This is a genomic window from Entomohabitans teleogrylli, from assembly GCF_001484765.1.
GTDB classification, from domain to species: domain Bacteria; phylum Pseudomonadota; class Gammaproteobacteria; order Enterobacterales; family Enterobacteriaceae; genus Entomohabitans; species Entomohabitans teleogrylli.
The window spans coordinates 231,455-257,494 of the sequence record NZ_KQ947377.1; the positions used below are offsets into that span (position 1 = coordinate 231,455).

24 protein-coding genes are annotated in these 26,040 nt (G+C 58.9%); 13 read left to right on the forward strand and 11 right to left on the reverse strand.

The features are described 5' to 3' along the window. The first annotated feature begins 81 nt into the window (after positions 1-81). From tag to ghrB, 7 genes are all read left to right on the forward strand, one after another. Entirely contained in the window at positions 82-645 is a 564-nt protein-coding gene (gene tag, locus AQ981_RS04275) for a DNA-3-methyladenine glycosylase I (protein WP_058910525.1), read from the forward strand. Further along, positions 642-1,073 carry an N-acetyltransferase gene (locus AQ981_RS04280; protein ID WP_058910526.1) on the forward strand — a complete coding sequence of 144 codons (432 nt, stop codon included), beginning with the start codon at positions 642-644 and terminating at the stop codon, positions 1,071-1,073. The genes tag and AQ981_RS04280 overlap by 4 nt, the downstream gene beginning before the upstream one ends. Before the next feature lie 280 nt (positions 1,074-1,353). Continuing rightward, positions 1,354-2,016 carry an OmpA family lipoprotein gene (locus AQ981_RS04285; protein WP_058910527.1) on the forward strand — a complete coding sequence of 221 codons (663 nt, stop codon included), beginning with the start codon at positions 1,354-1,356 and terminating at the stop codon, positions 2,014-2,016. Between the two features lie 83 nt (positions 2,017-2,099). Further along, on the forward strand, positions 2,100-3,119 hold the full coding sequence (locus AQ981_RS04290; protein WP_058910528.1) for a LacI family DNA-binding transcriptional regulator: 1,020 nt from the start codon (positions 2,100-2,102) through the stop codon (positions 3,117-3,119). Positions 3,120-3,231: 112 nt separating this feature from the next. Further along, positions 3,232-3,981, forward strand: a complete 750-nt coding sequence (locus tag AQ981_RS04295) for a sugar phosphate isomerase/epimerase family protein (RefSeq protein ID WP_058910529.1) — start codon at positions 3,232-3,234, stop codon at positions 3,979-3,981. A gap of 334 nt (positions 3,982-4,315) precedes the next feature. Continuing rightward, positions 4,316-5,599 carry an MFS transporter gene (locus AQ981_RS04300; RefSeq protein WP_058910530.1) on the forward strand — a complete coding sequence of 428 codons (1,284 nt, stop codon included), beginning with the start codon at positions 4,316-4,318 and terminating at the stop codon, positions 5,597-5,599. 71 nt (positions 5,600-5,670) lie between these two features. Then, positions 5,671-6,645: a glyoxylate/hydroxypyruvate reductase GhrB gene (gene ghrB, locus AQ981_RS04305; RefSeq protein ID WP_058910531.1), complete on the forward strand. Its 975-nt coding sequence runs from the start codon at positions 5,671-5,673 to the stop codon at positions 6,643-6,645. 55 nt (positions 6,646-6,700) lie between these two features. Here ghrB and AQ981_RS04310 read toward each other — a convergent pair whose 3' ends face one another. The 6 genes from AQ981_RS04310 to AQ981_RS04335 all read right to left on the reverse strand — a co-directional run bounded on the left by AQ981_RS04310 (position 6,701) and on the right by AQ981_RS04335 (position 13,143). Next, positions 6,701-7,585 carry an SDR family oxidoreductase gene (locus AQ981_RS04310; RefSeq protein WP_058910532.1) on the reverse strand — a complete coding sequence of 295 codons (885 nt, stop codon included), beginning with the start codon at positions 7,583-7,585 and terminating at the stop codon, positions 6,701-6,703. Between the two features lie 438 nt (positions 7,586-8,023). Next, entirely contained in the window at positions 8,024-9,298 is a 1,275-nt protein-coding gene (locus AQ981_RS04315; RefSeq protein WP_058910533.1) for an FtsX-like permease family protein, read from the reverse strand. Beyond that, entirely contained in the window at positions 9,295-9,987 is a 693-nt protein-coding gene (locus AQ981_RS04320; protein WP_058910534.1) for an ABC transporter ATP-binding protein, read from the reverse strand. Before AQ981_RS04320 ends, AQ981_RS04315 begins: the two co-directional genes overlap by 4 nt. A gap of 2 nt (positions 9,988-9,989) precedes the next feature. After that, a complete protein-coding gene (locus AQ981_RS04325; protein ID WP_249226262.1) occupies positions 9,990-10,496 on the reverse strand; it encodes a hypothetical protein in 507 nt (168 codons plus the stop codon). Between the two features lie 6 nt (positions 10,497-10,502). Further along, entirely contained in the window at positions 10,503-12,254 is a 1,752-nt protein-coding gene (locus AQ981_RS04330) for an alkaline phosphatase (RefSeq protein ID WP_058910535.1), read from the reverse strand. 178 nt (positions 12,255-12,432) lie between these two features. Continuing rightward, positions 12,433-13,143 carry a DUF3053 domain-containing protein gene (locus AQ981_RS04335; RefSeq protein WP_058910536.1) on the reverse strand — a complete coding sequence of 237 codons (711 nt, stop codon included), beginning with the start codon at positions 13,141-13,143 and terminating at the stop codon, positions 12,433-12,435. 377 nt (positions 13,144-13,520) lie between these two features. Between AQ981_RS04335 and AQ981_RS04340 the strand changes: the two genes are divergently transcribed. Continuing rightward, the gene (locus tag AQ981_RS04340) at positions 13,521-13,805 is read left to right on the forward strand and encodes a helix-turn-helix domain-containing protein (RefSeq protein WP_058910537.1); all 285 of its coding nucleotides are present in this window, start codon (positions 13,521-13,523) and stop codon (positions 13,803-13,805) included. Between the two features lie 250 nt (positions 13,806-14,055). Here the strand turns inward: AQ981_RS04340 and AQ981_RS04345 are convergent, their stop codons facing one another. After that, positions 14,056-14,955: a protein bax gene (locus AQ981_RS04345; protein ID WP_058910538.1), complete on the reverse strand. Its 900-nt coding sequence runs from the start codon at positions 14,953-14,955 to the stop codon at positions 14,056-14,058. 300 nt (positions 14,956-15,255) lie between these two features. Here AQ981_RS04345 and AQ981_RS04355 point away from each other — a divergent pair, with 300 nt between their 5' ends. Both AQ981_RS04355 and avtA read left to right on the forward strand, forming a co-directional pair. Next, the gene (locus AQ981_RS04355) at positions 15,256-17,298 is read left to right on the forward strand and encodes an alpha-amylase (RefSeq protein ID WP_058910540.1); all 2,043 of its coding nucleotides are present in this window, start codon (positions 15,256-15,258) and stop codon (positions 17,296-17,298) included. A 272-nt stretch (positions 17,299-17,570) separates the two neighbouring features. Further along, positions 17,571-18,824: a valine--pyruvate transaminase gene (avtA, locus tag AQ981_RS04360; RefSeq protein ID WP_058910541.1), complete on the forward strand. Its 1,254-nt coding sequence runs from the start codon at positions 17,571-17,573 to the stop codon at positions 18,822-18,824. A gap of 25 nt (positions 18,825-18,849) precedes the next feature. On the opposite strand, the gene hypF is transcribed toward avtA, so the two are convergent. Together hypF and hydN are read right to left on the reverse strand one after the other, a co-directional pair. After that, positions 18,850-21,126, reverse strand: coding sequence for a carbamoyltransferase HypF (gene hypF, locus AQ981_RS04365; protein WP_058910542.1), 2,277 nt, complete (start codon positions 21,124-21,126; stop codon positions 18,850-18,852). Between the two features lie 38 nt (positions 21,127-21,164). Beyond that, on the reverse strand, positions 21,165-21,707 hold the full coding sequence (gene hydN / locus AQ981_RS04370) for an electron transport protein HydN (protein ID WP_058910543.1): 543 nt from the start codon (positions 21,705-21,707) through the stop codon (positions 21,165-21,167). A 454-nt stretch (positions 21,708-22,161) separates the two neighbouring features. Between hydN and hypB the strand changes: the two genes are divergently transcribed. The 3 genes from hypB to hypE all read left to right on the forward strand — a co-directional run bounded on the left by hypB (position 22,162) and on the right by hypE (position 25,253). Next, positions 22,162-23,058, forward strand: a complete 897-nt coding sequence (gene hypB / locus AQ981_RS04375; RefSeq protein ID WP_058910544.1) for a hydrogenase nickel incorporation protein HypB — start codon at positions 22,162-22,164, stop codon at positions 23,056-23,058. Between the two features lie 66 nt (positions 23,059-23,124). Continuing rightward, positions 23,125-24,246 (forward strand): hydrogenase formation protein HypD, encoded by a 1,122-nt coding sequence (gene hypD, locus AQ981_RS04380; protein WP_058910545.1) that lies wholly within the window; start codon positions 23,125-23,127, stop codon positions 24,244-24,246. Next, positions 24,243-25,253 (forward strand): hydrogenase expression/formation protein HypE, encoded by a 1,011-nt coding sequence (hypE, locus tag AQ981_RS04385; RefSeq protein ID WP_058910546.1) that lies wholly within the window; start codon positions 24,243-24,245, stop codon positions 25,251-25,253. The genes hypD and hypE overlap by 4 nt, the downstream gene beginning before the upstream one ends. A gap of 61 nt (positions 25,254-25,314) precedes the next feature. On the opposite strand, the gene AQ981_RS04390 is transcribed toward hypE, so the two are convergent. Together AQ981_RS04390 and AQ981_RS04395 are read right to left on the reverse strand one after the other, a co-directional pair. Continuing rightward, entirely contained in the window at positions 25,315-25,725 is a 411-nt protein-coding gene (locus AQ981_RS04390; protein WP_058910547.1) for a Rieske (2Fe-2S) protein, read from the reverse strand. A gap of 1 nt (position 25,726) precedes the next feature. Then, positions 25,727-26,026, reverse strand: coding sequence for a YciI family protein (locus tag AQ981_RS04395; protein ID WP_058910548.1), 300 nt, complete (start codon positions 26,024-26,026; stop codon positions 25,727-25,729). Positions 26,027-26,040 lie beyond the last annotated feature (14 nt).

Below are 26,040 nucleotides of genomic sequence, written 5' to 3' on the forward strand. Positions count from 1 at the left end.
ATTTAACTATTACTACTTTATAACGCTCGTCAAGTCAGGCTGTGAACAATATCCATTTTCTGCAAAGCACAAGGAAAACATATGCAACGTTGCGACTGGGTTACCCAGGATCCTCTCTATCTGGCCTACCACGACAACGAGTGGGGCGTGCCGGAAAAGTCCGGGCCAAAACTGTTCGAGATGATCTGTCTGGAGGGCCAGCAGGCCGGCCTTTCATGGATCACGGTACTGAAAAAGCGTGAAAACTACCGCCGCTGCTTTCACCAGTTCGATCCCCGGGCCGTGGCGGCCATGCAGCCGGAAGACGTTGAACGACTGGTGCAGGATGCCGGGATCATTCGCCATCGCGGTAAGATCGAAGCGATCATTGGCAATGCGCGGGCTTACCTGGCCATGGAGGCCAACGGAGAGCCATTTGCCGATTTTGTCTGGTCGTTTGTCAACCACACGCCACAGGTAACCCAGGCGGCGACGCTGGCGGAAATCCCCGCCACCACGGCGGTTTCCGACGCCATGTCAAAAGCGTTGAAAAAACGCGGCTTTAAGTTCGTCGGCTCGACGATCTGTTACTCGTTTATGCAGGCCTGCGGGCTGGTCAACGACCACGTTATTGGCTGCTGTTGCCGCCAGGAGCATAACCGATGATTCGCCCTTTCCAGCGCCCGGAGACCCCGGAGCTGCTGGCTCTATGGCTTGCCAGCACCATTGAAGCGCACCCGTTCATTCCAGAAGCATGGTGGCGGGAGAGTCTGCCGGTGGTGCGCGATACCTATTTGCCCAATGCCAGCACCTGGGTGATGGAACAACAGGGCGCTCTCGTCGGTTTTATCAGTATCCTGGACGGCCAGTTTATCGGCGCACTGTTTGTTGCGCCGCAGCACATCGGTAGCGGTATCGGCCACGCATTACTGGAACACGCCATGCAGCGCTACAGCAGACTGAGTCTGGAGGTGTACCAGAAGAATATTCGGGCGGTGAACTTCTATCACGCCCACGGTTTTCGCATTGAAGACAGCGCCTGGCATCAGGAAACCCGACATCCCACCTGGATCATGAGCTGGCAGGCGGCTTAAGCCGTCTATATCGCCGCGCCGGAAATCCCCCCCAGACAAAGCCCGGCAACCACGCTTTTGGGCTTTGCGCGTACCGTTGAACAACGTTTGTGACTATTTTATCGCCGTCAGGGCCCCCAGACGACGGTGCAATAGTTTTCGGTCACTTCCATTGTCGTTCTGTTACATAAACAGCCGGTAAAATTTACAAATCCAGAACAGCCGGCGAACTTTCTCCGCCGGCTGCGCGCCGCACGCTCCCGGGTGTGCGGCGCGCCCCGTGACCGTAAGGACTCAAAAAATGAAAAAAAGCACATTGATGATTGCCGCTGCCGTCAGCGGCGCGCTGGTCATTTCGGGTTGCACCACTAACCCCTATACCGGTGAAAGCGAAGCCGCCAAATCAGGCATCGGCGCCGGGATTGGTTCTCTGGTGGGAGCCGGAGTGGGCGCGCTTTCTTCCTCGAAGAGCGATCGCGGTAAAGGGGCGCTGATTGGCGCCGCCGCCGGGGCTGCGCTGGGCGGCGGCGTCGGCTATTACATGGACCGCCAGGAAGCTCAGTTACGCCAGAAAATGCAGGGCACCGGCGTCAGCGTGACCCGCAGCGGCGACAACATCATCCTCAATATGCCCAATAACGTCACTTTCGACAGTAATGCCAGCAACCTGAAACCAGCTGGCGCCAATACACTCACCGGCGTGGCGCTGGTACTCAAAGAGTATGATAAAACCGCGGTCAACGTGGTGGGCCACACTGACAGTACCGGCGGCAGCGATCTGAACCAGCGCCTGTCACAACAGCGGGCGGATAGCGTAGCCAGTTCGCTGATTACTCAGGGCGTAGCGGGCAACCGCATCCGCGCCGCCGGCGTCGGGCCGGCAAACCCCATCGCCAGTAACAGCACCCAGGAAGGACGCGCCCAAAATCGCCGGGTAGAGATCACCCTTAGCCCGCTACAGTAATACTTCCATACTACCTGCCCTCTGCCAGGATGGCGGAGGGTAAAAATGTGTTAATCTCCTTGTTCCGATTGGAGGAGAAAGGCATGAAAAGCAAGGCAGCACGGGCCACCATCAGCGATGTCGCCAAAGCGGCAAACACCGGTAAAACCAGTATTTCTCGCTACCTGAACGGCGAACAGCATCTGTTATCCGACAGTCTGCGCGCGCGCATCGAACGGGCTATCGCCGAGCTGAACTATCGTCCCAGCCAGTTTGCCCGCGGCCTTAAACGCGGCAGAACCCGGCTGATTGGCCTGATCATCGCCGATATCACCAACCCCTATTCCGTCGGGATCCTCAGCGGCATCGAAGCCGCCTGTCGGGAAAAAGGCTTCACCCCGCTGGTGTGTAACACCAATAACGAAGTTGATCAGGAACTGCACTATCTGGATCTGCTGCGCAGCTATCAGGTCGAAGGCATTGTGGTTAACGCCGTCGGCATGCGCGAAGAAGGGCTTAACCGTCTGCAGCAGTCGGCGCTGCCAATGGTACTCATCGACCGTAAAATCCCCGATTTCGACTGTGATGTGGTAGGGCTGGATAATATCCAGGCCGCCGCGACCGCCACCGAACATCTGGTGGAACAGGGATTTGAGGCGATTCTGTTTCTCAGTGAGCCGCTGGGCACCGTCAACACCCGCCAGGAGCGCCGGCAGGCGTTTCAGGACACCCTGACCCGTTACCCGGGGATCATCGCCGAAAGCGCCGAAGTGCCCCTTTACGACAGCGATATTCTCGATACCGCCCTGCGCCAGTTTCATACCCGCCACCGGGGAATGCGCAAGGCGCTGCTGTCCGCCAACGGCGCCCTGACGCTTCAGGTGGCCCGCTCGCTGCGGCGTCTCGGCCTTAACTGGGGCAGCGATATCGGCCTGCTGGGCTTTGACGAGCTGGAGTGGGCGGAGCTGGCCGGGGTCGGGATCACGACCTTAAAACAGCCGACCTGGCAGATGGGTTACGCGGCGCTGGAACAGGTGGTGCGCCGGATTGAAGGTCACGCTGATAGCGTGCGCGAGCAGGTTTTCTCCGGCGAGCTGATTATCCGCGGTTCCACCGCACGCTGATAAATTGTTCGTGACTGCGATCATAAATTCGCCTTTCCAGGCTTTTCAATGGAACCGGTTCCAAATAGCGTATTCAGCATGTTAGTGAATTGTTATGGTCCCCGGAGGCTTCATGGAAAGAAAAATCATCGTCGTTACCGCCGCCTATGGTCATGAATACATTGCCGCAATGGGGGGCCAGCAGGCAGTACTGCCGACCATTGCCGCAGGCGGGGCTGATGGCGTGGAGATTCGTCGCGAGCTATTCACCGGGGACGAATTACAGCGGTTACCGGCTCTGGGAGACGCCATCGCGGCACACGGATTGATGGCCTGCTATTCGGCGCCGGAAACCCTGTTTGACGATATTGGCGCGCTGAATAACCGTATCCCCGCGCTACTGCAGGAGGCCCGACAGTTGAAAGCCCACTGGCTGAAGCTTTCGCTGGGGCATTTTCACTCCGACCTGTCTTTCAGCCGCCTGACCGACTGGCTGGATTCGGCAGGTGTGGCGCTGGTGGTGGAAAACGATCAAACCTCCGGCGGCCGACAGGCGCCAATGCAACGTTTTCAGGCCGCCTGCCAGGTACAGAAATTGCCGGTGAGCCTGACATTTGATATGGCGAACTGGCTGTGGCTCGGGGAATCCCCGGAAGACGCCGCCCGCTATCTGGCCCCGGCCGTCAGTTACATTCACGTTAAGGCCGCGGTTCCTCACCAGGACAGCTGGCGCGCCGTACCACCGGACAGCGACGATCCCCGCTGGCTGGCATTACTGCAGCAGCTTCCCGACGATGTGCCGCGCGGTATCGAGTTCCCGCTCCAGGGCGATGATCTGGTGGCGGTCACCCGCCGCTATGTGCAGTTGCTGCGCGAAACCTGAAGCGATATGCCGGGCTTCTCCGCCCGTTCCGCGTCCTGATCTCAGTCAGGGCACGGCGGCGGAGCCGGGAATGGCCGTCAGAATAACTGGAACCGATTCCAGAAAAACAGACACAATCCCCGACCTCCGGCGAGTGCCGGAACGGTGTTTTTAAACTAAATATCAGCACTATATCCCCGGATGCCAGCAGTTCTGGCGAATGCAAAGGATTGCCTGACCGACTTCCCGTCACACAACGCTATGCTTATCTGACGGGCGGCCACCAGGTAATAACCTCAGGCATCCGCCTTCCGATACCCGGCAGGATGCCTGACCTCAACGCAGAGGAGCATCTATGACCAACCCTGGCAATGCAATGAAACGCTGGTGGTACATCATGCCCGTGGTGTTTATCACCTACAGTCTCGCCTATCTCGATCGGGCGAATTTTAGCTTCGCCTCGGCGGCGGGCATCAATGCAGATCTCGGTATCACCAAAGGGATCTCCTCGCTACTGGGCGCCCTGTTTTTCCTCGGCTATTTCTTCTTCCAGATCCCCGGCGCTATCTACGCTGAGCGGCGCAGTGTGCGCAAGTTGATCTTTATCTGCCTGATCCTCTGGGGAGCGTGCGCATCGCTGACCGGGATGGTCAGCAATATTCCGGCGCTGGCGGCGATCCGCTTTATACTCGGCGTGGTGGAAGCCGCCGTTATGCCCGCCATGCTGATCTATATCAGCAACTGGTTCACCCGCGATGAACGATCCCGGGCCAACACTTTTCTGATCCTCGGCAACCCGGTCACCGTGATGTGGATGTCGGTGGTTTCCGGCTATCTGATCCAGGCTTTCGGCTGGCGCGAGATGTTTATCCTTGAGGGGATTCCGGCGCTGCTGTGGGCTTTCTGCTGGTGGCTGGTGGCAAAGGACAAACCTGCACAGGCCAGCTGGCTGAGCGAATCAGAAAAAGCGGCGCTCGAGGCGCAGCTCGATAAGGAGCAGGAAGGCATTAAAGCGGTGCGTAACTATCGGGAAGCGTTTCGCTCGCGCAATGTCATCCTGCTGTGCCTGCAATATTTTGCCTGGAGTATTGGGGTATACGGCTTCGTGCTGTGGCTGCCGTCAATTATTCGCAGCGGCAGCAGCGGTATGGGGATGGTGGAAGTCGGCTGGCTGAGCGCGGTACCCTACCTTGCCGCCACCCTGGCGATGATTGTCGTCTCCTGGGCCTCCGATAAACTGCAGAACCGGAAGTGGTTCGTCTGGCCATTGTTGTTAATCGGCGCGCTGGCGTTCCTCGGCTCCTGGCTGGTGGGCACCCAGCATTTCTGGATCTCTTATACGCTGTTGACTATCGCCGGCGCCGCAATGTACGCCCCCTACGGGCCCTTCTTCGCCATCATTCCGGAAATGCTGCCGAAGAATGTCGCCGGCGGCGCGATGGCGCTGATCAACAGTATGGGCGCGCTCGGCTCCTTCCTCGGCGCCTGGATTGTCGGCTACCTTAACGGCGCCACCGGTAACCCGGGCGCGTCGTGGATTTTTATGGGCGCGGCGCTGTTTGTTGCGGTATGGTTAACCCTGATTGTCAAACCCGCCGTGAACCGGCGTGTGGCGCCCGGCGTCCACGGCCACGCCTGAAAACTTTTCGCGTCGCTCCGGCCTGCGGAGCGGCGCCGTGTTCCCTGACATTGCTGATACGGAGTCCCTGAATGAAGCCGTCCGTGATATTGTACCGCTCGCTGCCAGACGATCTGCTGGCCCGTCTGGAAAGCCATTTTACCGTCACCCGGGTTAACGATCTGAGTCCCGCCACCGTCGCCGCGCACGCCGATGCTTTCGCCAGCGCCGAAGGTCTGTTGGGATCGAGTGAAAACGTCGACCAGGCGTTACTGGACAAAATGCCGCGGCTGCGCGCCACATCGACCATCTCGGTAGGCTACGATAATTTTGACGTCGAGGCGCTTTCCGCGCGCCATATCGCCCTGATGCACACCCCGACCGTGTTAACCGAAACTGTCGCCGATACGCTGATGGCGCTGGTGTTGAGCAGCGCTCGCCGGGTGGTGGAAGTGGCAGAACGGGTAAAAAAAGGCGAATGGACACAAGGAATTGGCCCCGACTGGTTCGGTATCGACGTTCACCATAAGACCATGGGGATTGTCGGCATGGGGCGCATTGGCCTGGCGCTGGCTCAGCGTGCCCACTTTGGCTTTGGTATGCCGATTCTCTACAACGCGCGCCGTCACCATCAGGAGGCCGAAGCGCGCTTTAACGCCCGTTACTGCGACCTCGACACGCTGCTGGCGGAATCTGATTTCGTCTGTATCGTACTGCCGTTAACCAGTGAAACTTTCCACCTGTTCGATGCCGCAAAACTGGCGAAAATGAAGCCCAGCGCGGTACTGATCAATGCCGGACGCGGCCCGGTGGTGGACGAAAACGCCCTGATTGACGCCCTGAAGCAGGGCAAAATCCACGCCGCGGGCCTGGATGTCTTTGAACAGGAACCGCTGCCGGTCAGTTCTCCGCTGTTAAGCCTGCCCAACGTGGTGGCGCTGCCGCATATTGGCTCCGCCACCCACGAAACGCGCTACGCAATGGCGGCCTGCGCGGTGGATAACCTGATCGACGCACTGAACGGTAAGGTCGATAACAACTGCGTGAATCCGCAGGCGGTGAAATAGCCTCAGCCGCCCGCGATCAAACAGCGGGTGGGGAAAGCCCCGCCCGCCTGCTGCGTTACAGCACCCCGGTGCCGCCGTCGGAACACCATACCTGCCCGGAAGCAAATGAGCAGGCATCGGACGCCAGCGTTACATACAGCGGCGCGATCTCTACCGGCTGCCCGGGCCGGCCCAGCGGCGTATCGGCGCCAAATTCCTGAACTTTTTGCTGCGGCTGACCGCCGCTGGACTGCAGCGGCGTCCAGTATGGGCCGGGCGCCACGGCGTTGACGCGAATGCCTTTCGGGCCCAACTGTTTCGCCAGCGCTTTCGTGAACGCCACATTGCAGGCTTTGGTTTGCGCATAATCAAGCAGAATAGCACTGGGTTTATAAGCCTGTACTGACGATGTATTGATAATCACCGCCCCCTCGCCCAGATGACGAACGGCGGCCTTCGTTATCCAGAACGGCGCATAGACATTGGTCTTAAAGGTGGCGTCAAAAGCTTCCGTCGTCAGCTCTTCAATGGACTCGCAAAACTGCTGGCGGCCGGCATTATTCACGACAATATCCAGCCCGCCGAGGGCCTCAACGGCCTGTTCCACCAGGGCTTCACAAAATGACTCGCTGCGGATATCGCCGGGTATGGCCACGGCACGGCCGCCTTCCGCCTTGATCAGCGCTATCACTGCCGCCGCGTCAGTCTCCTCTTCCGGCAAATAGTTGATAGCCACATCGGCCCCTTCGCGGGCGTAAGCAATAGCGACCGCTCTGCCGATGCCGGAATCGCCGCCGGTAATCAGCGCTTTTTTATTCAGCAGTTTTCCCGCTCCCCGATAACTGGTTTCACCATGATCGGGCTGCGGCTTCATTTCCGAAGCCAGACCGGGCGCCTGCTGAGGCTGTTCAACAAACGGCGGACGAGGGTAATGAAATATATTTTTTGCACCGGTAGACATACCAGCCTCCTTAAAATGTAAACTTTAAGGATAGACATAAATATGGCATCCGTTGATGAATTAAATAATTTTTAATATTTTTCCAGTACAGAAATCATTCCGGAATTATAATGAATGGTTGTTTACCGATACGCTTAAAAACAAAGAAAACCAAAAACATCAAAAAGATATTTAACGCCGCGTTATTCTGAAAAATAAGCTCCCCACGTAATCAAGGGAAACTATTTTCACTATCATAAAATAATGACCGGCGAGTCAATTCACAGCCATTTTTATAGCCGCCGCATGCTAAATATCGTTGCAATAACAATATCATTTTGCCGTTCGTTATCTTCTGATACCGAAAAGTGATCCAGCACTCTCACCCTCCCGCGATCGTCGAAGAAACCATTCGGGGAGAGGTGACGCTGTCCGCATCAGGACAGCGCCCGGTAAACTTTATTCCCCGCGCAGCGCCACGGCGGGAGACTGGCGGTAAGCCAGCAATGCCGGCAACGTCAACACCACGGCAGCCACCAGCAGCAGAGCGACGATAAACGCCGCGTCTTCCTGCTCAAGGGTCACCGGCAGTATAAAGCCGCTGCGGCTACTCATCAGCAGCGCAATTCCCCGGGCGGCGATATAACCCAGCCCAACGCCCAGCAATACCCCGCTGCTGACCAGCACCATTAGCCCACACCAAATCAGGGCAAAAATACCGTAGCGCGGCGCGCCAAAGGCGCGCAGGGCGCCAATCTGTTTCTGGCGCTGTTTCAGATGGATCACCGCCACCATCGCCACGGCAACCCCCACCAGCGCCTGCGTCCCCAGCGAGACATACATCAGCAGCTCGCGGATATCGCCGAGAATGGCGTACAACTTCACCAGCACCTCACCGGGAAATACCGCCAGCGTGTCGTTGGTCCGGTACTGCGACCGCAACTGATAAGCGCCGGCGACGGTTTTCGGTTTCACCACAATCGCCGGAACCCCCGCTTCCTGATGTGAGTGGCCATCGGCATCCGCCTGTGGGTCATCGTTTTCATCACTGTGTACACCAGCATGGCGCTCATCTGCATCGTGCTGATGCGCGTGGCCTTCCTCTTCACCATGCGGCGCAGAGATACCATGTACCTGCCAGACGCTGGCCACCGGTACCAGAATCGCCTTATCCCACGCGCTGCCATCGCCGGGCAGCACGCCGACCACGGTATAATGCACCTCGTCATGGGCGTGTGCGCCTTCGCTGCCGGCCTGACCGTGTACCGGGCTGAAGGTATCCCCGGGGCGCAGTCCAGTGCCCGCGCCGACCACCGCCTCAAAGCCGCGCTCAAATACCCGTCCCTGGGTTAACTGGCGTCTGCCGCCGTCCGTCACCAGTGCCGCACTGGTCCCCACCACGGGCATATCGCGATAAAAATCGCCGAAGGCGACCGGCGCCGCCCAGGCCACCAGTGGGTTATACGCTAAATCGTCAAGGATTGTCGCCGGTACCAGCGTCAGCGCCGACGGCTGCAAATAGACCGACGACAGCACCAGTTGAGTTTCACTGCCCGGCGCGCCAATCACCAGATCAAAGCGATCCGCCGCCTGGGCGCTGCCCATACGCAACGCGCGCTCCTGCAGGCTAATGGAAATGCTCAGGGCGGTCGCCAGGGCTATCAACAGCAGGATCACCAACATCCCCGGCCACTGCTGCCGCCAGTTCACCCAAATCAAACGCCATGGAATCATTGCGCTTCCTCCTGAAGCGGGTTATCCGCCACTATCCGTCCTTTCTCAAGTTGCAGACAGCGGGCCATGCGCCTTGCCAGCCCGCGGTCGTGGGTAATGGCGACCAGCGTTGCGCCGTGCTGGCGCGCCAGCGTCACCAGCAGTTCGCCGACCTGCTCGCCGCTGTCGGCGTCAAGGCTGGCGGTAGGCTCATCGGCAATCACAATCTGCGGCGCGTTCAGCAACGCCCGGGCAATCGCCACCCGCTGCTTCTCCCCCCGGGACAGCACATCGACGGGCCGATGACCAGTTGCCAGTCCAACCTGCTGTAATAAGTCGTGGGCCCGATTTTTTAATGCCGCCGGTAACCGCCAGTGGCTAAAACGCGGCGGCAACAGCACGTTTTCCAGCGCGCTGAGGCCGGAAAACAGGTGGAAGTCCTGCATCACCAGGCCGACATGTTTGCCGCGCCAGCGATCGCGCCCGGCTTCGCTCAACTGGCGGATATCCTGGCTGCCCCAGCGCACACTACCGACGCCGCTATGGTCCATACCGCTCAGGGCGTTCACCAGGGTGGTTTTACCGGAGCCGGAAGGCCCCATCACCGCCACCAGCGAGCCGGCCGCCACCCGCAGCGCCGGGATGTCCAGCACCGCCTGCGGGGTATCCGGAAAGCGAATCTGCAAATTTTCAATCACCAGTTCCGCCACAATCACTCCCTGAAAGTCTCGAACGACGCCTCACGCAGGCGCAGCAGGCTGACAAACCCGGTATCAGGGTCGGTCCACGAACCGTATTCCAGTACTCCCTGTACGTCGATCATGGTGTTGTTTTGCACAAAGGTCTGGCGCTTCTTCAGGTAGACCACCACGATATCCTCCGGCCAGTCGGCGTCGGAAGAGCAGAACGGACACAGGGCCATCGGCATACGGGTTAATACGAAGAACTGAGACTCCGCCTTCAGCGGCGGCGCCATAAAGCCGCGCATCGTCACCTGTTGACCGGAAAGGGTTTTCACTTCCGGCGAGAAAGTCAGTCCCAGTACGCCGTAGGAGGCATACAATTTGTCAAAAGCCAGCGCGGGAGGCGCCGCCCGAACGCCGGCAGCGAAAATCAGCAGCGCCAGCAGCGCCCAGCGCCAGAACGGCAGCGCGCAGGGTTGATGATAAGGGCCCGACGGGGTCTCCCCCGCCAGACGCTGATGACATGAACGCGCCATAGCGGCTTACTGCTTGCTCTGCGGCTTGACCGCCAGAGCATCGACAATCACCCGGAATAGCTGGGTGTTATCCATATAGCCGTGAATATTTTCCGCTCCCGGACCGCTGGCCTGAATCACCATATCGTCCACCGCGTGCACCCCGGTATCCGCAGAGCGCGGCAGGTTGCCTTCGCGGAATACCGCGCCGGGAACTTTTTCATATTCCTTATTGGCGATGTACTGGTCTTTCTCGTTTTTAATCGCCGGCACAAATGTCCCGTCCAGTTTCGGGCGGAAGGTTTCGTAGTAGTCCGGGAAGTTATTGAAGAACACCGCCAGCCGTTTCGAGACATTGACGTCATCCGGATAGCCGTCTTTATTGGCATCCTGATAATTCGGGTAGCCGGCCTCTTCATAAACGCCGACTTTTTCACGCATATCGCTACCCGGTTTATTGTCATCCACGGTACCGATAATCGAAATGCCGTGAGTATGGTCGCCGGTGACGATGATCAGCGTATCGGGATTCTGTTCGGCGAACTTCTGCGCTATCGCCACCGACTGATCGAGCATGATGGTGTTATAAAACGCCCGCTCCCAGTCCAGCGGATGCGAGGCTTTATCAATCAGCGCCGATTCCACCATCAGGAAGAAACCGTCGTTATTTTTCGACAGTACATCCAGCGCCGCCTGGGTCATATCCGTGAGATCCGGCTGATTGGGGAATTTTTTAGTGACTTCATTTTTCAGGAAACGCCTGTCCAGTACGCCATCCATATTGCCGGTATGGAACAGCCCCAGCAGTTTCGTGGCCTGGGCGGCATTTTGTTTCAGGGTATCGGCGTCGGTTGCCAGGCTATAGCCCGCCTGCTGGAATTTTTCGACGTAATTGACGTCATCTTTACGCTTCGAGCCCGGAGTGCTTTTCGGCAGGAAATACGCCGAACCACCGCCGAGGATCACCTGCGGCTGGACGTTGTAAAACATCTCAACGATTTCCGCTTTATCCGCCCGGCGCCGGGTATGGGAGACGACCGCCGCCGGCGTGGCGTCCTCAATCTCCGCATCGCTGACCACGCCAACAGACATTGATGTGGCGCGGCTGAGCAACTCCCCCAGCGTCTCCTGCTTCGGGTGCTCCAGAGAGTTCTTACTACGGCTGACGTACACCCCCAGCGCATTGACACCGGATTTATGGCCGGTCATATAGGCGCTCATGGTGTTGGCGCTGTCCGCAGCGATCGAGTCGGTACTGGAAGTGCCGGCAAACGCCATATACTGCAGGTTGTCTATCGCCAGTCGACCATCCGCTTTCCCTTCGGTGATACCTTTCGACAGAATACGCGCCCCGGTGCGATGGGCCACAGAAAGCCCGTCGCCAATAAACAAAATTACGTTTTTCGCTTTGCGGGATTGCGGCGTCTGGTACACATCCCAGGTCACGCTGGCGGTTTTACCTTTCGCCGCGGCGGTGACAACATATTTTCCGGCATCCGCCAGGCTGACATCACGCAGCCAGACGGCGGAGGCATTCTCACCGTCTTCGCGCTCGATAAAGGTCGCCTGCTTGCCTAATACCTGCTGATAATCCTGATCGTTAATGCGAATAGTAATGTCTTCCGGCTTAACGACTTCGTCAAATTCCACTTTAAAATCGAATTTTCCGCCCGCCAGCATGGTCGCGCGATCGATAGGATAAATAGTCTGGGCGTATAGTGTCGCGGGAAGCGCAGCGGCAAATAATACCGGCAGTAACCAGCCGTGTTTTAATTTCATTGTGATGTCCCTTGAGGTAGAAAATAACGTCAATGTAACGACGCTTTTTTTCAGTTTTATGACGTGAACAACACGCCGGGGGATCATCAGGGAGACGGCCCTTGCTGTATAAAGCGCGAGCAGCGGATAACGGGCGGGGGAAGGCCCCTCCCCACAGGGGAAGGGGAGGGAGAAAAACTTACTGCATGGCTTTTGTCGCGGCGCTCCAGGCCTGGTTAAACGCCTGCTGCTGGGAAGGCAGCGGCCCTATCAGGCTATTGTACTGGCTGGCCTGCTGGGAGGTTGGGAACTGAATACCATTGGCCACAAATCCCACCTGGGCGCCCTGCTGCTGAATGAAATCCCCTACCTGCACCAGTTGGCCGGTCAGGGTCTGGGCGGCCGGGATCAGCGGTTCCATCGCCGCCGCCGGCTGTACCACCACCTTCTGATACACCTGGTCGTACACCGCTTTCAGTTCATCATTCTGCTTCAGGGTGGCGCGGGCGCTGTCGGCCTGCATTTTCGCATTCTGAATCTGCTGGCTCAGTACGCCAAGGGCGCCGTTCGCCTGGGACAGCGGTTCGCGCTGAGTCACATAATCCTGCGGAACGCGGATGCTGTTGACGCTGTCCACCACCGGTTTTAAGCCGGAATCCACCGCCTGATTAATCTGCTGAGAATAACCATAAAGAATCGCATAATCAGAGACAAATGGACCAAACTGCTTTTTCTGATCGGTGGTCAGGGTCGGCAGACGTTCACCGCTGCGCATCACCGTATTTTGCAGAAAATCAATAAACGCCTTGCGCTGATCGCCTTCTTTATCAAAACACCCGCTTAAACTCACCACCATCAGAATCGCCGCAAGCGGCGCAAACCAGCGAGAGCAGGACTTACCTGTCGCCATTTTTCTACTCCTGTTACCAATATAAGCGCACCGCGGCACTCAGGTGCCGTCATTGCTGCTAAGAATAGTCTAACCTGTTGTCGCAGGATACCCTTTCCGGCCAATCTCTGCGCCTTTTTGTCGCGTTCTACCCCACGCTGCCCCTGCGCCAGCCCGATGATCGCCCTGCTCATACACAAGTAGTCTGGCGGCCAACATGCCGTGAACCACAGGTATACCCACAGCGAAGCGGGGGATTTACAAAAACTTGCACACTATGGAATCAAACGGTTAGCCCCGGGCAACGGCAATACAGCCACTTTACGCCATCCCCATACCAGGATTAAGACTATTCTTTATTGACGTTTAAAGAGCGAATAAAAAATAAGGAGTTCTCGATGCAAGAAGACCCGATAAATGAGCTATTTTGCAGCCTGGAACAGATCGTTTTACAGCAGACGCCCGCCGCCACGCTGGCGCAGGACATGAATGTGTTTACGGAATTCGAAGCCCTGAGCGAAGCGTCGGGTCTGCACGGCGATGAGCTGGCCAGCGCGATGGGCGTCACGGTTGCTACCCTGGAAGAGTGGCGCTGTCGGCGCGTAAAACCCTCCGCCACTGAAATACGCCTGATGCGCCTGATTCACGCCAACACGCTGCTCAGTAAACAGCTGTATGGCTAGACGGCATACTCTCTGCCGCACAGAAAAGGCCCCGTCGTTGCGAACAGGGCCTTAGAGATGGGTGACCAACTTTATTTCATTGCCGGACGTACAGATATCACCAGCACAACAACAAGGAAAATCAATGCATTGATTTTCGGCTGATAACCACAAAGGAGGAAAAACCACGTTTTTTGCTCCTTTGTCAACCGTCTGAAAGGCCCCGTCGTTGCGAACGGGGCCTTAGTGTTTTGATGGCGCCGGCGATTGGTTACAGGCTGGCGGCCATCAGACCCTGATTGCTTTGATACATCGCAAACAGGAAGTTGTTATAGCGACTGCCCTGCGTCGAATAGCCCTTCAGCTTATGAATCATGTTCGCCGCCGTCAGCTCTTCGTCCGCTTTGCGCAATTGAGCGCGTGACTTACGGAACGATGAATAGGCCGGATGCGTATTCAGGTTGCGCACATAAGCGCTGACCGACTCACTGACCGATTCAAAGTGCGAATAGCCTTTCACCTTCCCCGGCTCGCTGTTGCAGTGGCTTTTCGCACACTTCATGCCGAACAGGTTATTGTTGCTGCGCGCCAGTTTCGATGTTCCCCAGCCGCTTTCCGCTGCCGCCATGGTCGCCACCATGTTGGTGGGAATGATATCCACCCGCTCCAGCAGCGAATTCCACGGAATACGCGCGGTATTACCGTTCCATGACACTTTGTAGCGGCTGGCGATATCTTTCAGGCGCGTGCGCTCGGACGGCGACCAGCGGTTCTCATACTGTTTGGCAATCAACCAGTTACGATCGGCTGTAATGGCAGCATTCTGGCGCGAGATATATGGCATGACTGTCCGGAGAAACGCTTTTTTTCTTGGTGTTCCGGAAGGGTATTTTCGCAAATCAGGAAGTGAACCGCTTGCACTATTGCGAGAATACTCTTGTTTACTGCTTGCCAGAGACTGACCCTTTTGACTGACGGAAGCCGTCTTTGTCTTTGGTGTGGCCTTTTTCGTCTTTGCTGTTTTCGTCGCTGTCGATTTTTTTTGCGTTACGTGGGCTTTGTGACTCGTCTTCTGGGTTTCGTGCTTATTGGCCAGCACCTCACCGGAAAATCCCAGCGCGAGTAACATGAGTATCGTAGCCCCGAATCGTCGTTTCGGAATCGATATCATTATGTCTCCTGGTCGGATCTCTACGTTCCAACACCTTATTTTCATCCAAAATTTGAGAGCGGAATCTCAAATCTTACCAAAAATAGCACTCAAGAGCAGTAAAGAAATAATCCAAATCTGAAATATTGTCACGCATGTTTTTCTTATCTCCGGGGAAAATAGCGTGAATTTCGCGACTTAGCGTATAAATACAGAGGATTAGCTCAGCCTGGCAGCTCCTCCCCTGTTCCGCCCGGATATGGATGAGCCTGACGCCGTACAAACCTGTCAGACTGAATAAAAAAAACACAGGACATCACCATGAAAACGCTGACCCTTCCTCTGCTGTTACTGCCTGTACTACCTGCCGCCGCGCTGGCGGACTGGTCCGCGCCCGGTTTCCCGGCGTTCAGCGCCGACAACCCCGGCGTCTTTATCAGTCACGCGAACCTGGCGAAAGGTACGCTTCCTTTAACGTTAAATTTTGACCAACAGTGCTGGCAGCCGGAAAACGCCATTAAACTCAATCAGATGCTCTCCCTGAAACCCTGCGACGGTACGCCGCCCTCGTGGCGCCTGTTCCGGGACGGCAACTACCAGTTGCGCATCGACACCCGCTCCGGCACGCCAACGCTGACCATCGCGCTGCAACAACAACAGGACTCGCAGACGGTATCCCGGGCATTTCAGTGCCCGGTATGGGACGGCAAAGCGTTGACGGTGGCGGTGGGCGCCAGCTTCCCGGAAGGCAGCCAGGTACGGGATTTCTACAGCGGCGCGCTGGCGACGGTGAAAGACGGCAATGTCACCCTGACCCCGGCCCCGGGAAGCAATGGCCTGCTACTGCTGGAAGCGGCCAGCAGCGCGACCCGGGCGCCGTTCAACTGGCACAACGCCACGGTCTACTTCGTGCTAACTGACCGTTTCGCCAACGGCAACCCGGACAATGATCACAGTTACGGACGCCAGAAAGACGGTATGGAAGAGATTGGAACCTTTCACGGCGGCGATCTGGCCGGTCTGACCGAAAAGCTCGATTATCTGCAACAGTTGGGCGTTAACGCCCTGTGGATCAGCTCGCCCCTCGAGCAGATCCACGGCTGGGTGGGGGGCGGCACCAAAGGGGACTTCCCGCACTACGCTTATCACGGCTACTACACCCAGGACTGGACCACCCTGGACGCCAACATGGGCAGTGAAGAAGACCTGCGTAAACTGGTGGATGAAGCTCACCGGCGCGGCATCCGGGTACTCTTCGATGTGGTGATGAACCATACCGGCTACGCCACGCTGGCGGATATGCAGCAATTTCAGTTCGGCGCCCTGTACCTGAAAGGGGACGAACTGCGTAAAACCCTCGGCAAAACCTGGAGCGACTGGCGCCCGGGGCCGGGTCAAAGCTGGCACAGCTTCAACGATTACATTAACTTCAGCGACAAAGCCGCCTGGGAAAAGTGGTGGGGTAAAAACTGGGTGCGTACTGATATTGGCGACTACGACAGCCCCGGCTATGACGACCTCACCATGTCGCTGTCGTTCCTGCCGGATATCAAAACCGAATCCACCACCCCTTCCGGGCTGCCGCATTTCTATGCCCATAAGCCAGACAGCCAGGCCAGGGAAATCCCCGGCTACACGCCACGCGACTACCTTACCCACTGGCTGAGCCGCTGGGTGCGCGATTTCGGTATTGACGGCTTCCGGGTTGATACCGCCAAACACGTCGAACTGGACGCCTGGCAGCAGTTAAAAACCCAGGCCAGCGCAGCGCTGGCGGAGTGGAAATCGCAACATCCCGACAAAAAACTGGATGACGCGCCGTTCTGGATGACTGGCGAGGCCTGGGGCCACGGAGTGATGCAAAGCAGCTATTACCAGCACGGCTTCGATGCGATGATCAACTTCGACTACCAGGACCAGGCGTCCGGCGCCAAAGATTGCCTGGCGGCGATGGGCGCCACCTGGCAGCAGATGGCCGATAAACTGCAGGATTTCAACGTACTGAGCTATCTTTCCTCCCACGATACCCGCCTGTTTCGCGAGGGCGGGCCGCGCGCCGCGGAGCTTCTGCTGCTGGCGCCGGGGGCGGTGCAAATCTACTACGGCGATGAAACCGAGCGTCCCCTCGGCCCTGGCGGCTCCGATCCGCTGCAGGGTACCCGTTCCGACATGAACTGGCAGGATATCGGCGGTAAAAGCGCCGCCACGCTGGCGCACTGGCAGAAACTGGGAGAGTTCCGCGCCCGCCATCCGGCCATCGGCGCCGGTAAGCAGCAGACGCTGACCCTCAGCCAGGGCTATGGTTTCAGCCGCAGCTGGCAAGGGGATAATGTCGTAGTGGTATGGGCCGGTAACCCGCAATAAACGCCAGCGGCCGCCGGATAGCTGGCGGCCGCGGCAACCCGCTTATGGCGCAATCGCCCACGGAAGTCAAAAGCCATCCCGCCACAAATTCAGGGTATTTTTGATGCGCTGGCGGTACGGCTGCGTATGGCAATCACCACAGAATATAATCTCAACCGAGAAACATCCTGCCATATAATATTTCAACCACTGTCCCTGTTCCCGGTTTGCACATCGATATATCAGGCGTTATGGTTAGCCTCTTTAAAAACGCATGAAGCAGATCCACGGTTATGACCTTTTCACTTTTCGGCGATAAATTTACCCGCCATTCCGGCATTACCCGCCTGATGGAGGACCTCAACGACGGTTTACGCACCCCCGGCGCCATTATGCTGGGCGGCGGTAATCCGGCGCATATTCCGGCAATGGACGAGTACTTCCATCAGCTACTGGCCGACATGCTGTCCAGCGGTAAACTGACTGACGCGCTATGCAACTACGATGGTCCGCAGGGGAAAAGTGAACTATTAACCGTACTGGCGAAGATGCTGCGCGACACCTTCGGCTGGGATATCGAGCCGCAGAATATTGCGCTGACCAACGGCAGCCAGAGCGCGTTTTTCTACTTGTTTAACCTGTTCGCCGGACGGCGCAGCGACGGCACGACCCGCAAAGTACTGTTTCCGCTGGCGCCGGAATACCTTGGCTACGCCGACGCCGGGCTGGAAGAGGAGCTGTTCGTCTCCACCCGCCCCAATATCGAATTATTGCCCGCAGGCCAGTTTAAATACCATGTGGACTTCGAACGCCTGCAGATTGGCGCCGATACCGGCATGATCTGCGTTTCGCGCCCGACTAATCCCACCGGTAATGTCATCACGGATGACGAGCTGATGCGTCTGGACGAGCTGGCCAACCAGCACGGTATCCCGCTGGTTATCGATAACGCCTACGGCGTGCCGTTCCCGGGCATCATCTTCAGCGAGGCGCGCCCGCTGTGGAACCCGAATATCGTGTTGTGTATGAGCCTGTCCAAACTCGGCCTGCCGGGCAGCCGCTGCGGGATCATTATCGCCAATGAAAAAATTGTCTCCGCCATCAGCAATATGAACGGCATTATCAGCCTGGCGCCCGGCGGCGTCGGCCCGGCAATCGTGTGCGAAATGATCAAGCGCCGCGACCTGCTGCGCCTGTCCGAAGAGGTCGTAAAGCCGTTTTACCGCCAGCGGGTGCAGGAGACAATCGCCATTCTCCGTCGTTACCTGCCCGAAGAGCGCTGCCTGATCCATAAACCGGAAGGGGCGATTTTCCTGTGGCTCTGGTTTAAGGATTTACCGGTCAGCACTGAACTGTTGTATCAGCGCCTGAAACAGCGTGGAGTGCTGATGGTGCCGGGCCACTTTTTCTTCCCTGGTCTCGATAAACCATGGCCACATACCCAGCAGTGTATGCGTATGAACTACGTGCCGGACCCGGAGAAGATCGAAGCGGGCGTGCGGGTACTGGCGGAAGAGATCGAACGCGCCTGGGGCGAGGCCCGCTAATCGCGCGGATACCCTGGTACGCACCTTAGCCAGGCTGGCGCAACGTATCTACAGAAGAGGCCAGCCTGCCATCCATCGCCCGGGCGGCGGCAATTACCGCCTGGCCATACGCTATCGCGCCATCCCCGGCGGGCAACTGGCCGGGAAACAGCAGCCGGTAGCCGGTCAGCCTGGCGCTCAGCCGTTGGCGCAGCAGGCGATTGTGAATCACCCCGCCGCCGCAAACCAGCGTGTCGATACTGTGCTGACGGGCATGCCAGTCCGCCAGCGCCGCCAGGCCGCTCGCCAGCGCGTCATGGAATGCCCAGGCCCGGGCGCCGGGGGCGGCGCGCCAGCTCAGCCACTGCGGCCAGAAGACGCAAAAATCCAGTTCGCCGTCGCGCAGCGGGAGCGTCACCGGATGGACAACGGGGCCGTGGCGTACCGCCAGCGCCTCCAGACAGCAGGCGGCTTCACCCTCATAACTTTGCTGCTGCGCGGCGATACCCAGCGCCGCCGCCGCCGCGTCGAACAGACGGCCGGCAGACGACGCCAGCGGCGCATTCACGCCGCGCTCAATGGCTCTGGCTAACGGCTGCCACGGCTGCTGGCGAATCACGGCGGTTTCCGGATAATCCTGCCACTGCGCCACAAAGCGCAGGCAGTGGGCCAGCAGATTGCGCCACGGTTGACGCGCCGCCAGATCGCCGCCCGGCAGCGCCACGGCCGGCAATCCCCCGAGGCGCTGGCAGTGGCGATAGTCGACCCGCAGGCATTCGCCTCCCCACAGCGCGCCGTCTTCCCCCATACCGATTCCATCCAGCGCTAACGCCAGTACCGCGCCGCCATCCAGCGGCCAGCCGTGCTCAGCGAGGCAGGCCGCCGCGTGCGCGTGATGATGCAGCACCGATGTCACCGGCAGGCCCAGCTCGCGTCCCAGCGCGGAGGAACGATAGCCCCCATGGGCATCCACCACCACCTGCTGCGCGGTGAAATCATACAGTTGTTCCATCATCGCCAGCGCGCTACGCCACTGGCGCTCCACGCCGTCATCGCTTAAATCGCCGAGGTGCTGACTCAGTACCGCGCTGTCGCCGCGCGCCAGGCAGAAGGTGTTTTTCAGGTCAGCCCCCAGACAGAGTATCGGCGGCACCCGGGAAAAACCCGGCGGCAATGGCAGCGCATCCGGCACAAATCCGCGCGCCCGACGCAACATTTCGCCGTCGCGGCGCAGCAGGGAATCATCCATACGCTGCACGATATCGCGGTTATGCAGCAGCCAGCCGTCGGCTATCTCCGCCAGATCGCGCAGCGCCTGTTGATTGGTGATAGCCGGCGGGCGGCCGCTGAGATTGCCGGAAGTCATCACCAGCGGCCGCCGCAACTGCCGCATAATCAGATGTTGCAGTGGATTTGCCGGCAGCATAACGCCGACCTCATTGAGGCCCGGCGCAATATGTTCGCTGAGGCCGCCGACCCGTGATTTATCCACCAGCACGATCGGCGCCGCCGGAGTGCGCAACAGCGCCCGGGCGTCCGGCGGCAGTCCGGCGTCATCCGCCAGCATCACCGCCAGCGGTTTCGCCGGGCGCCGTTTGCGATCGCGCAGCACGCTCACCGCCGCGTCGTTGCCGGCGTCGCAGGCAAGATGAAACCCGCCAAGCCCTTTTATCGCCACAATCTGCCCGGTTTCCAGAGCGCGGATCGCCGCCTGCAGCGCAGCATGCTTTTCACTCTCCCCCTGTGCGCTGCGCCAGCTTATCTGCGGCCCGCAGTCGGGACAGGCCACCGGCTGGGCATGAAAACGCCGGTCCAGCGGATTGCGATACTCCGCCTCGCAGGCCGGGCACAGCGGAAAACAGGACATCACAGTGAAGGGGCGGTCATAGGGCATGGCGCGGATAATTGTGAAACGCGGCCCGCAGTGGGTACAGTTGATAAACGGATACTGGTAGCGCCGATCGTGTGGATCGTTCATTTCCGCCAGGCAGGCGGGACAGGTAGCGGCATCCGGTACAATCTGGGTATCCATGACGCTACTGTCGCTGTGGCGAATAGTGAACGCCTGCGGCAGCGTCTCCCAGCGGTACGGCGCTTCTTCTACCGCATCAATGCGCGCCAGCGGCGGACAGCCGGCCCGCAGCCGCTCAATAAACGCCGGCGCCGGCTGGCGCAAACGCACCACCACGCCGGCGCCGTCGTTGCAGACATCGCCCTGCAGCGCCATCTGCTGCGCCAGTTGCCAGACGAAGGGCCGAAAGCCAACGCCCTGAACTTTGCCGCGAATGCGCAATATCACGCCGTCATTGTTCATCTGCTCCATCCGCTCCGCCCTTCAGAAAATCCATAGCGCTATGCCGGCTACATGAGCAGCGCTGGAGTCTCCAGCGCTGCGCGCCGGCGGCGTTCGGCGCTTATCTGTTCCAGTTTAGCGCTTTCAACGCAGGTCAGGGCGTGGGTCGGACACGCCTCCACGCAGGCCGGACCGGCGGCGCGGTGGTGGCACAGATCGCATTTACTGGCCTCCACCCGCTCCCCCATCCGCACCTCGCCGGATGGGCTGTAAAGGGCCACCGGCCGCGCCACCACTTCCATCGCGCCAAAGGGGCAGGCCACCACGCAGGTTTTACAGCCGATACAGCGCTCCTGTACCACATGGATATAGTCGTTTTGCCGGACGATAGCGCCATTCGGGCAAACATTGGCGCAGGGCGCATCCTCGCACTGGCGGCACATCACCGCCGTGGAGACGCTCGCCCCCTTAATCACATGAATACGCGGCAGAAAGGTTCCCGGCGTTACCGCCGCGCAATCCTGTTGTTCCTGATGCGACACCACGCAGGCCACCTCACAGGTTCGACAGCCGATACATTTGCCGGAATCCGCCATGATGAAACGGTTCATCCTTTTCTCCGATCTTGCCAACGGGTTGATTCAGTTAAGAGCGCCGACGCGCTACAGACATCACTCACGCTAACCGATCCGGACGCCGGCGGCTTTGATCCAACGCCAGCCTGACGGTAATCCCGGCATGCCTGACAACCAGATTCAGGCATTTGACAGAATATTTACCCGGCGCGGAACATTAATTACACAAATGAATGACCTCAATCACGGAGGACCGCCGCCCGCGGTGGCATGGTGTAACCAGCGGACGTGATCCCGCCAGCGAATTGTCGCCTGTAAGCTGGCGTTCCAATGGCGTTTGATGTCCCATAGAGCACCCGCGCATCATCGCCAGGCGCCGGAAATGGTTACCCGGCAAGCCGTCGCGCCCGCGGCCAGAATGAAAAATGACGCATTGACGCGGATAACGGCGTGAAGACAAAGCGCCGGGAAATTGATCAGGAGAATGAATATGTGTACTACCTGTGGTTGCGGCGAAGGCAACCGTTACATTGAAGGGGACGAACATAACCCCCATTCCGCGTTTCGCAGCGCGCCGTTTGCGCCCGCCGCCCGCCCGACCATGAAGATCACCGGTCTGAAAACTCCCGACTTTAGCCCCCGGGAAACTGCGCAGGGCGATCTCCATTACGGACACGGCGCCGCCGGTACCCATGCTCCGGGTATGAGCCAGCGACGCATGCTGGAGATCGAACTCGACGTTCTGGATAAAAACAACACGCTGGCGCAGCAAAACCGCGCCAGCTTCGCCGCCCAACGCCAGCTGGTGCTTAACCTGGTCTCCAGCCCGGGATCCGGTAAAACCACCCTGCTGACCGAAACCCTGAAGCGCCTGCACGGTCAGGTGCCCTGCGCGGTAGTGGAAGGCGACCAGCAGACGGTGAACGACGCCGCACGCATTCGCGAAACTGGTACCCCGGCGATTCAGGTCAATACCGGCAAAGGCTGCCATCTGGACGCGCAAATGATTCACGACGCGGTACAGCGCCTGCCGCTGGCGGATGAAGGGATCCTGTTTATCGAAAACGTCGGCAACCTCGTCTGCCCGGCCAGTTTCGACCTCGGAGAACGCTGTAAAGTGGCGGTGCTGTCGGTCACCGAAGGGGAAGACAAGCCGCTGAAATACCCGCATATGTTTGCCGCTTCAACGCTAATGATCCTCAATAAAGTCGATCTGCTGCCGTATCTCGATTTCGACGTCGACAAATGTATCGCTTACGCCCGGGAAGTGAACCCGCAAATAGAAATCCTGCTGGTTTCCGCCACCAAAGGCGATGGTATGGATCAGTGGCTCGCCTGGCTGGAAACGCAGCGCTGCGCCAGCGCGTCCCGGACCAATGGGGGCTGATATGCCAGCGCCGTTTGTTGTTGAGCCGCCAGCCGGCGCACTGTTGTACCGCAAGGAGCAAAGGTAATGCGTTTTGTTGATGAGTACCGCGACCCGGCGCGCGTGATGGCGCTGATTGAAACGCTGCGCCATCGGGCCGTTCACCTGCCTTATACGGCACAGCGCCCGCTGCGCATCATGGAAATCTGCGGCGGACACACCCACGCCATCTTTAAATTTGGGCTCGACCAGCTGTTGCCGGACAACATTGAGTTTATCCACGGACCAGGATGTCCGGTCTGCGTACTGCCGATGGGGCGTATCGACGCCTGCCTGGAGATAGCCAGCCATCCGGAAGTGATTTTCTGCACCTTCGGCGACGCGATGCGCGTCCCCGGCCGGCAGGGTTCTCTGATGGACGCGAAAGCCCGCGGCGCCGACGTGCGGGTGGTCTATTCACCGATGGACGCGCTGGCCCTCGCCAGCCAGCATCCCGACAGCAAAGTGGTGTTCTTCGGGCTGGGATTTGAAACCACCATGCCGGCCACCGCCATTACCCTCCAGCAGGCGAAGGCGCAGAACATCAGCAATTTTTTCTTTTTCTGTCAGCATATTACCCTGATCCCCACCCTGCGCAGCCTGCTGGAGCAGCCGGACAACGGCATTGACGCCTTCCTGGCGCCGGGCCACGTCAGCATGGTGATCGGCATTGAGTCCTACCACTTTATCGCCGATCAGTATCAGCGGCCGCTGGTGGTCGCCGGATTTGAGCCTCTCGACCTGTTACAGGGCGTGCTGATGCTGGTGGAGCAGGAAATCCGCCGCCAGCCGGCAATCGAGAATCAGTACCGCCGCGTGGTGCCGGATAAGGGCAACAAGGTCGCTCAGCAGGCTATCGACGAGGTGTTTATGCTGGAAGGAGATTCCGAATGGCGCGGCCTCGGCATCATCAATGAATCCGGCGTCAAACTGACCCCGGCCTACCGGCAGTTTGATGCTGAAGCCCATTTCCACCCTGAGCCGCAGCGCAGCCAGGACGATCCGCGCGCCCGCTGCGGCGACGTGCTCACCGGGCGCTGCAAACCCTGGCAGTGCCAGCTATTCGGCAAAACCTGTAATCCACACAATGCCTTTGGCGCCCTGATGGTCTCTTCCGAAGGGGCATGCGCCGCGTGGTATCAGTATCGCGGCCAGGAGTGTGAAGCATGAAAACCATCACCCTTGCCCACGGCAGCGGCGGCCAGGCGATGCAACAGTTGATCGCCAGTCTGTTTATGGAGGCTTTTGACAATCCCTGGCTGGCAGAGCAGGAAGATCAGGCCCGGCTGGCGCTGGCGGAGCTTACCGCGCGCGGCGACCGGCTGGCTTTTTCCACCGACAGCTATGTTATCGATCCGCTGTTTTTCCCAGGCGGCAATATCGGCAAGCTGGCGGTGTGCGGCACCGCCAACGACGTGGCGGTCAGCGGCGCCGTTCCACTCTGGTTATCGTGCGGCTTTATTCTTGAGGAAGGGCTGGCGTTCGACACACTGGAAGCGGTGGTGCGCAGTATGGCTGATACCGCTCGCGAGGCCGGCATCACCATCGTTACCGGCGACACCAAAGTGGTGCCGCGCGGCGCGGCGGATAAGCTGTTTATCAATACCGCCGGTATTGGCGCGATACCGACCGGCGTCAACTGGGGAGCCAGCAAGATAGCTGCAGGCGACGTACTGATCGTCAGCGGCACCCTCGGCGATCACGGCGCGACCATCCTTAACCTGCGCGAGCAGCTCGGTCTGGAAGGAGAGCTGGCCAGCGACTGTACGGTCCTGACCCCGCTGATTCAGCCGCTGCTGGCGATCCCCGGCGTCAAAGCCCTGCGCGACGCCACCCGCGGCGGCGTGAATGCGGTGCTGCATGAGTTCGCCGCCGCCAGCGGCTGCGGTATCGAAATCAGTGAAGCGGCGCTGCCGGTGAAGCCGGCGGTGCGCGGCGTCTGCGAGCTCCTGGGGCTGGAGGCGCTGAATTTCGCCAATGAGGGGAAACTGACCATCGCCGTCGCCCGCGAGGCGGCGGATGCGGTGCTTGACGCCCTGCGCCGCCATCCCGCCGGACGCGACGCCGCGGTGATTGGCGAAGCGGTGGAGCGCCGGGGAGTGCGTCTGGCCGGGCTGTATGGCGTGAAACGTACTCTGGATTTACCCCACGCCGAACCGATGCCGCGTATCTGTTAATGGCGATATTTTAGCGGCCCGTCAGTCATTCGCTGACGGGCCGGTTTGTCACGCAGGCCGATTACCCGCCGGTTTGAACGGACAAGGGCGCCCGCGGTTCGCCTGCGGCGATAAACACGTCGCCTTCAATAATATCCAGCGGGATGGCTTCCAGACCAACGCCTTCACAGGGGCCTTCCGTACAGTGGCCGTCATGCAAATTAAATTTTGCATAATGAATCGCACACATAAACTGACTACGATCGGTGGTAAACATCTCCCCCGGGCGCACATTTAAAGGCACATCGAAATGCGGGCAAACATTCATATATGCCCGTAACTGGCCCACATCGTTGTATACGAACATGCGAAAGCGCGTTTTTTTGTGCTCGCCAAAGCAAAACTCCATCACGCCGCCGGGGGCGATATCGGTCACCGAGCACAGAAAGGTCCCTGGCTGAGGCGCATTTTTTTCCTGATACCAGAGTTTCATTTCACACCTCCTGCGGCGCGCCAATCCCCCACAGCCAGGGGCGAACAATAATCTCGGCAAATATCCCCGCCTGCACGTAAGGATCGTCCTGTAAAAAGGTATCGACCTGCTCCTGAGACGCCGCCTCAATCACCAGCAGAGTCCCATTCATTTCCCGGCTTTGAGCCCGCAGCGTCGGCCCGCCCAGCACCACCCTGACCGGATGAGGATGTTGACGCAGATAGACCCGATGCGCCGGGCGAATCCGCGCGCGCAGCGCCTCCTGCGCCGGTTTATCGGTAGCAAAAACCACAAAATACATCGCTCCCTTTCCTC

Coding starts and splice junctions, on each gene's coding strand:
- avtA (WP_058910541.1), top strand. CDS start 17,571: ATGACCTTTTCACTTTTCGGCGATAAATTTACCCGCCATTCCGGCATT.
- AQ981_RS04300 (WP_058910530.1), top strand. CDS start 4,316: ATGACCAACCCTGGCAATGCAATGAAACGCTGGTGGTACATCATGCCC.
- AQ981_RS04315 (WP_058910533.1), bottom strand. CDS start 9,298: ATGATTCCATGGCGTTTGATTTGGGTGAACTGGCGGCAGCAGTGGCCG.
- AQ981_RS04325 (WP_249226262.1), bottom strand. CDS start 10,496: ATGGCGCGTTCATGTCATCAGCGTCTGGCGGGGGAGACCCCGTCGGGC.
- AQ981_RS04340 (WP_058910537.1), top strand. CDS start 13,521: ATGCAAGAAGACCCGATAAATGAGCTATTTTGCAGCCTGGAACAGATC.
- AQ981_RS04330 (WP_058910535.1), bottom strand. CDS start 12,254: ATGAAATTAAAACACGGCTGGTTACTGCCGGTATTATTTGCCGCTGCG.
- hypD (WP_058910545.1), top strand. CDS start 23,125: ATGCGTTTTGTTGATGAGTACCGCGACCCGGCGCGCGTGATGGCGCTG.
- AQ981_RS04295 (WP_058910529.1), top strand. CDS start 3,232: ATGGAAAGAAAAATCATCGTCGTTACCGCCGCCTATGGTCATGAATAC.
- AQ981_RS04345 (WP_058910538.1), bottom strand. CDS start 14,955: ATGATATCGATTCCGAAACGACGATTCGGGGCTACGATACTCATGTTA.
- hypE (WP_058910546.1), top strand. CDS start 24,243: ATGAAAACCATCACCCTTGCCCACGGCAGCGGCGGCCAGGCGATGCAA.
- tag (WP_058910525.1), top strand. CDS start 82: ATGCAACGTTGCGACTGGGTTACCCAGGATCCTCTCTATCTGGCCTAC.
- AQ981_RS04280 (WP_058910526.1), top strand. CDS start 642: ATGATTCGCCCTTTCCAGCGCCCGGAGACCCCGGAGCTGCTGGCTCTA.
- AQ981_RS04390 (WP_058910547.1), bottom strand. CDS start 25,725: ATGAAACTCTGGTATCAGGAAAAAAATGCGCCTCAGCCAGGGACCTTT.
- hypB (WP_058910544.1), top strand. CDS start 22,162: ATGTGTACTACCTGTGGTTGCGGCGAAGGCAACCGTTACATTGAAGGG.
- AQ981_RS04290 (WP_058910528.1), top strand. CDS start 2,100: ATGAAAAGCAAGGCAGCACGGGCCACCATCAGCGATGTCGCCAAAGCG.
- hypF (WP_058910542.1), bottom strand. CDS start 21,126: ATGGAGCAGATGAACAATGACGGCGTGATATTGCGCATTCGCGGCAAA.
- ghrB (WP_058910531.1), top strand. CDS start 5,671: ATGAAGCCGTCCGTGATATTGTACCGCTCGCTGCCAGACGATCTGCTG.
- AQ981_RS04285 (WP_058910527.1), top strand. CDS start 1,354: ATGAAAAAAAGCACATTGATGATTGCCGCTGCCGTCAGCGGCGCGCTG.
- AQ981_RS04335 (WP_058910536.1), bottom strand. CDS start 13,143: ATGGCGACAGGTAAGTCCTGCTCTCGCTGGTTTGCGCCGCTTGCGGCG.
- AQ981_RS04310 (WP_058910532.1), bottom strand. CDS start 7,585: ATGTCTACCGGTGCAAAAAATATATTTCATTACCCTCGTCCGCCGTTT.
- AQ981_RS04355 (WP_058910540.1), top strand. CDS start 15,256: ATGAAAACGCTGACCCTTCCTCTGCTGTTACTGCCTGTACTACCTGCC.
- hydN (WP_058910543.1), bottom strand. CDS start 21,707: ATGAACCGTTTCATCATGGCGGATTCCGGCAAATGTATCGGCTGTCGA.
- AQ981_RS04395 (WP_058910548.1), bottom strand. CDS start 26,026: ATGTATTTTGTGGTTTTTGCTACCGATAAACCGGCGCAGGAGGCGCTG.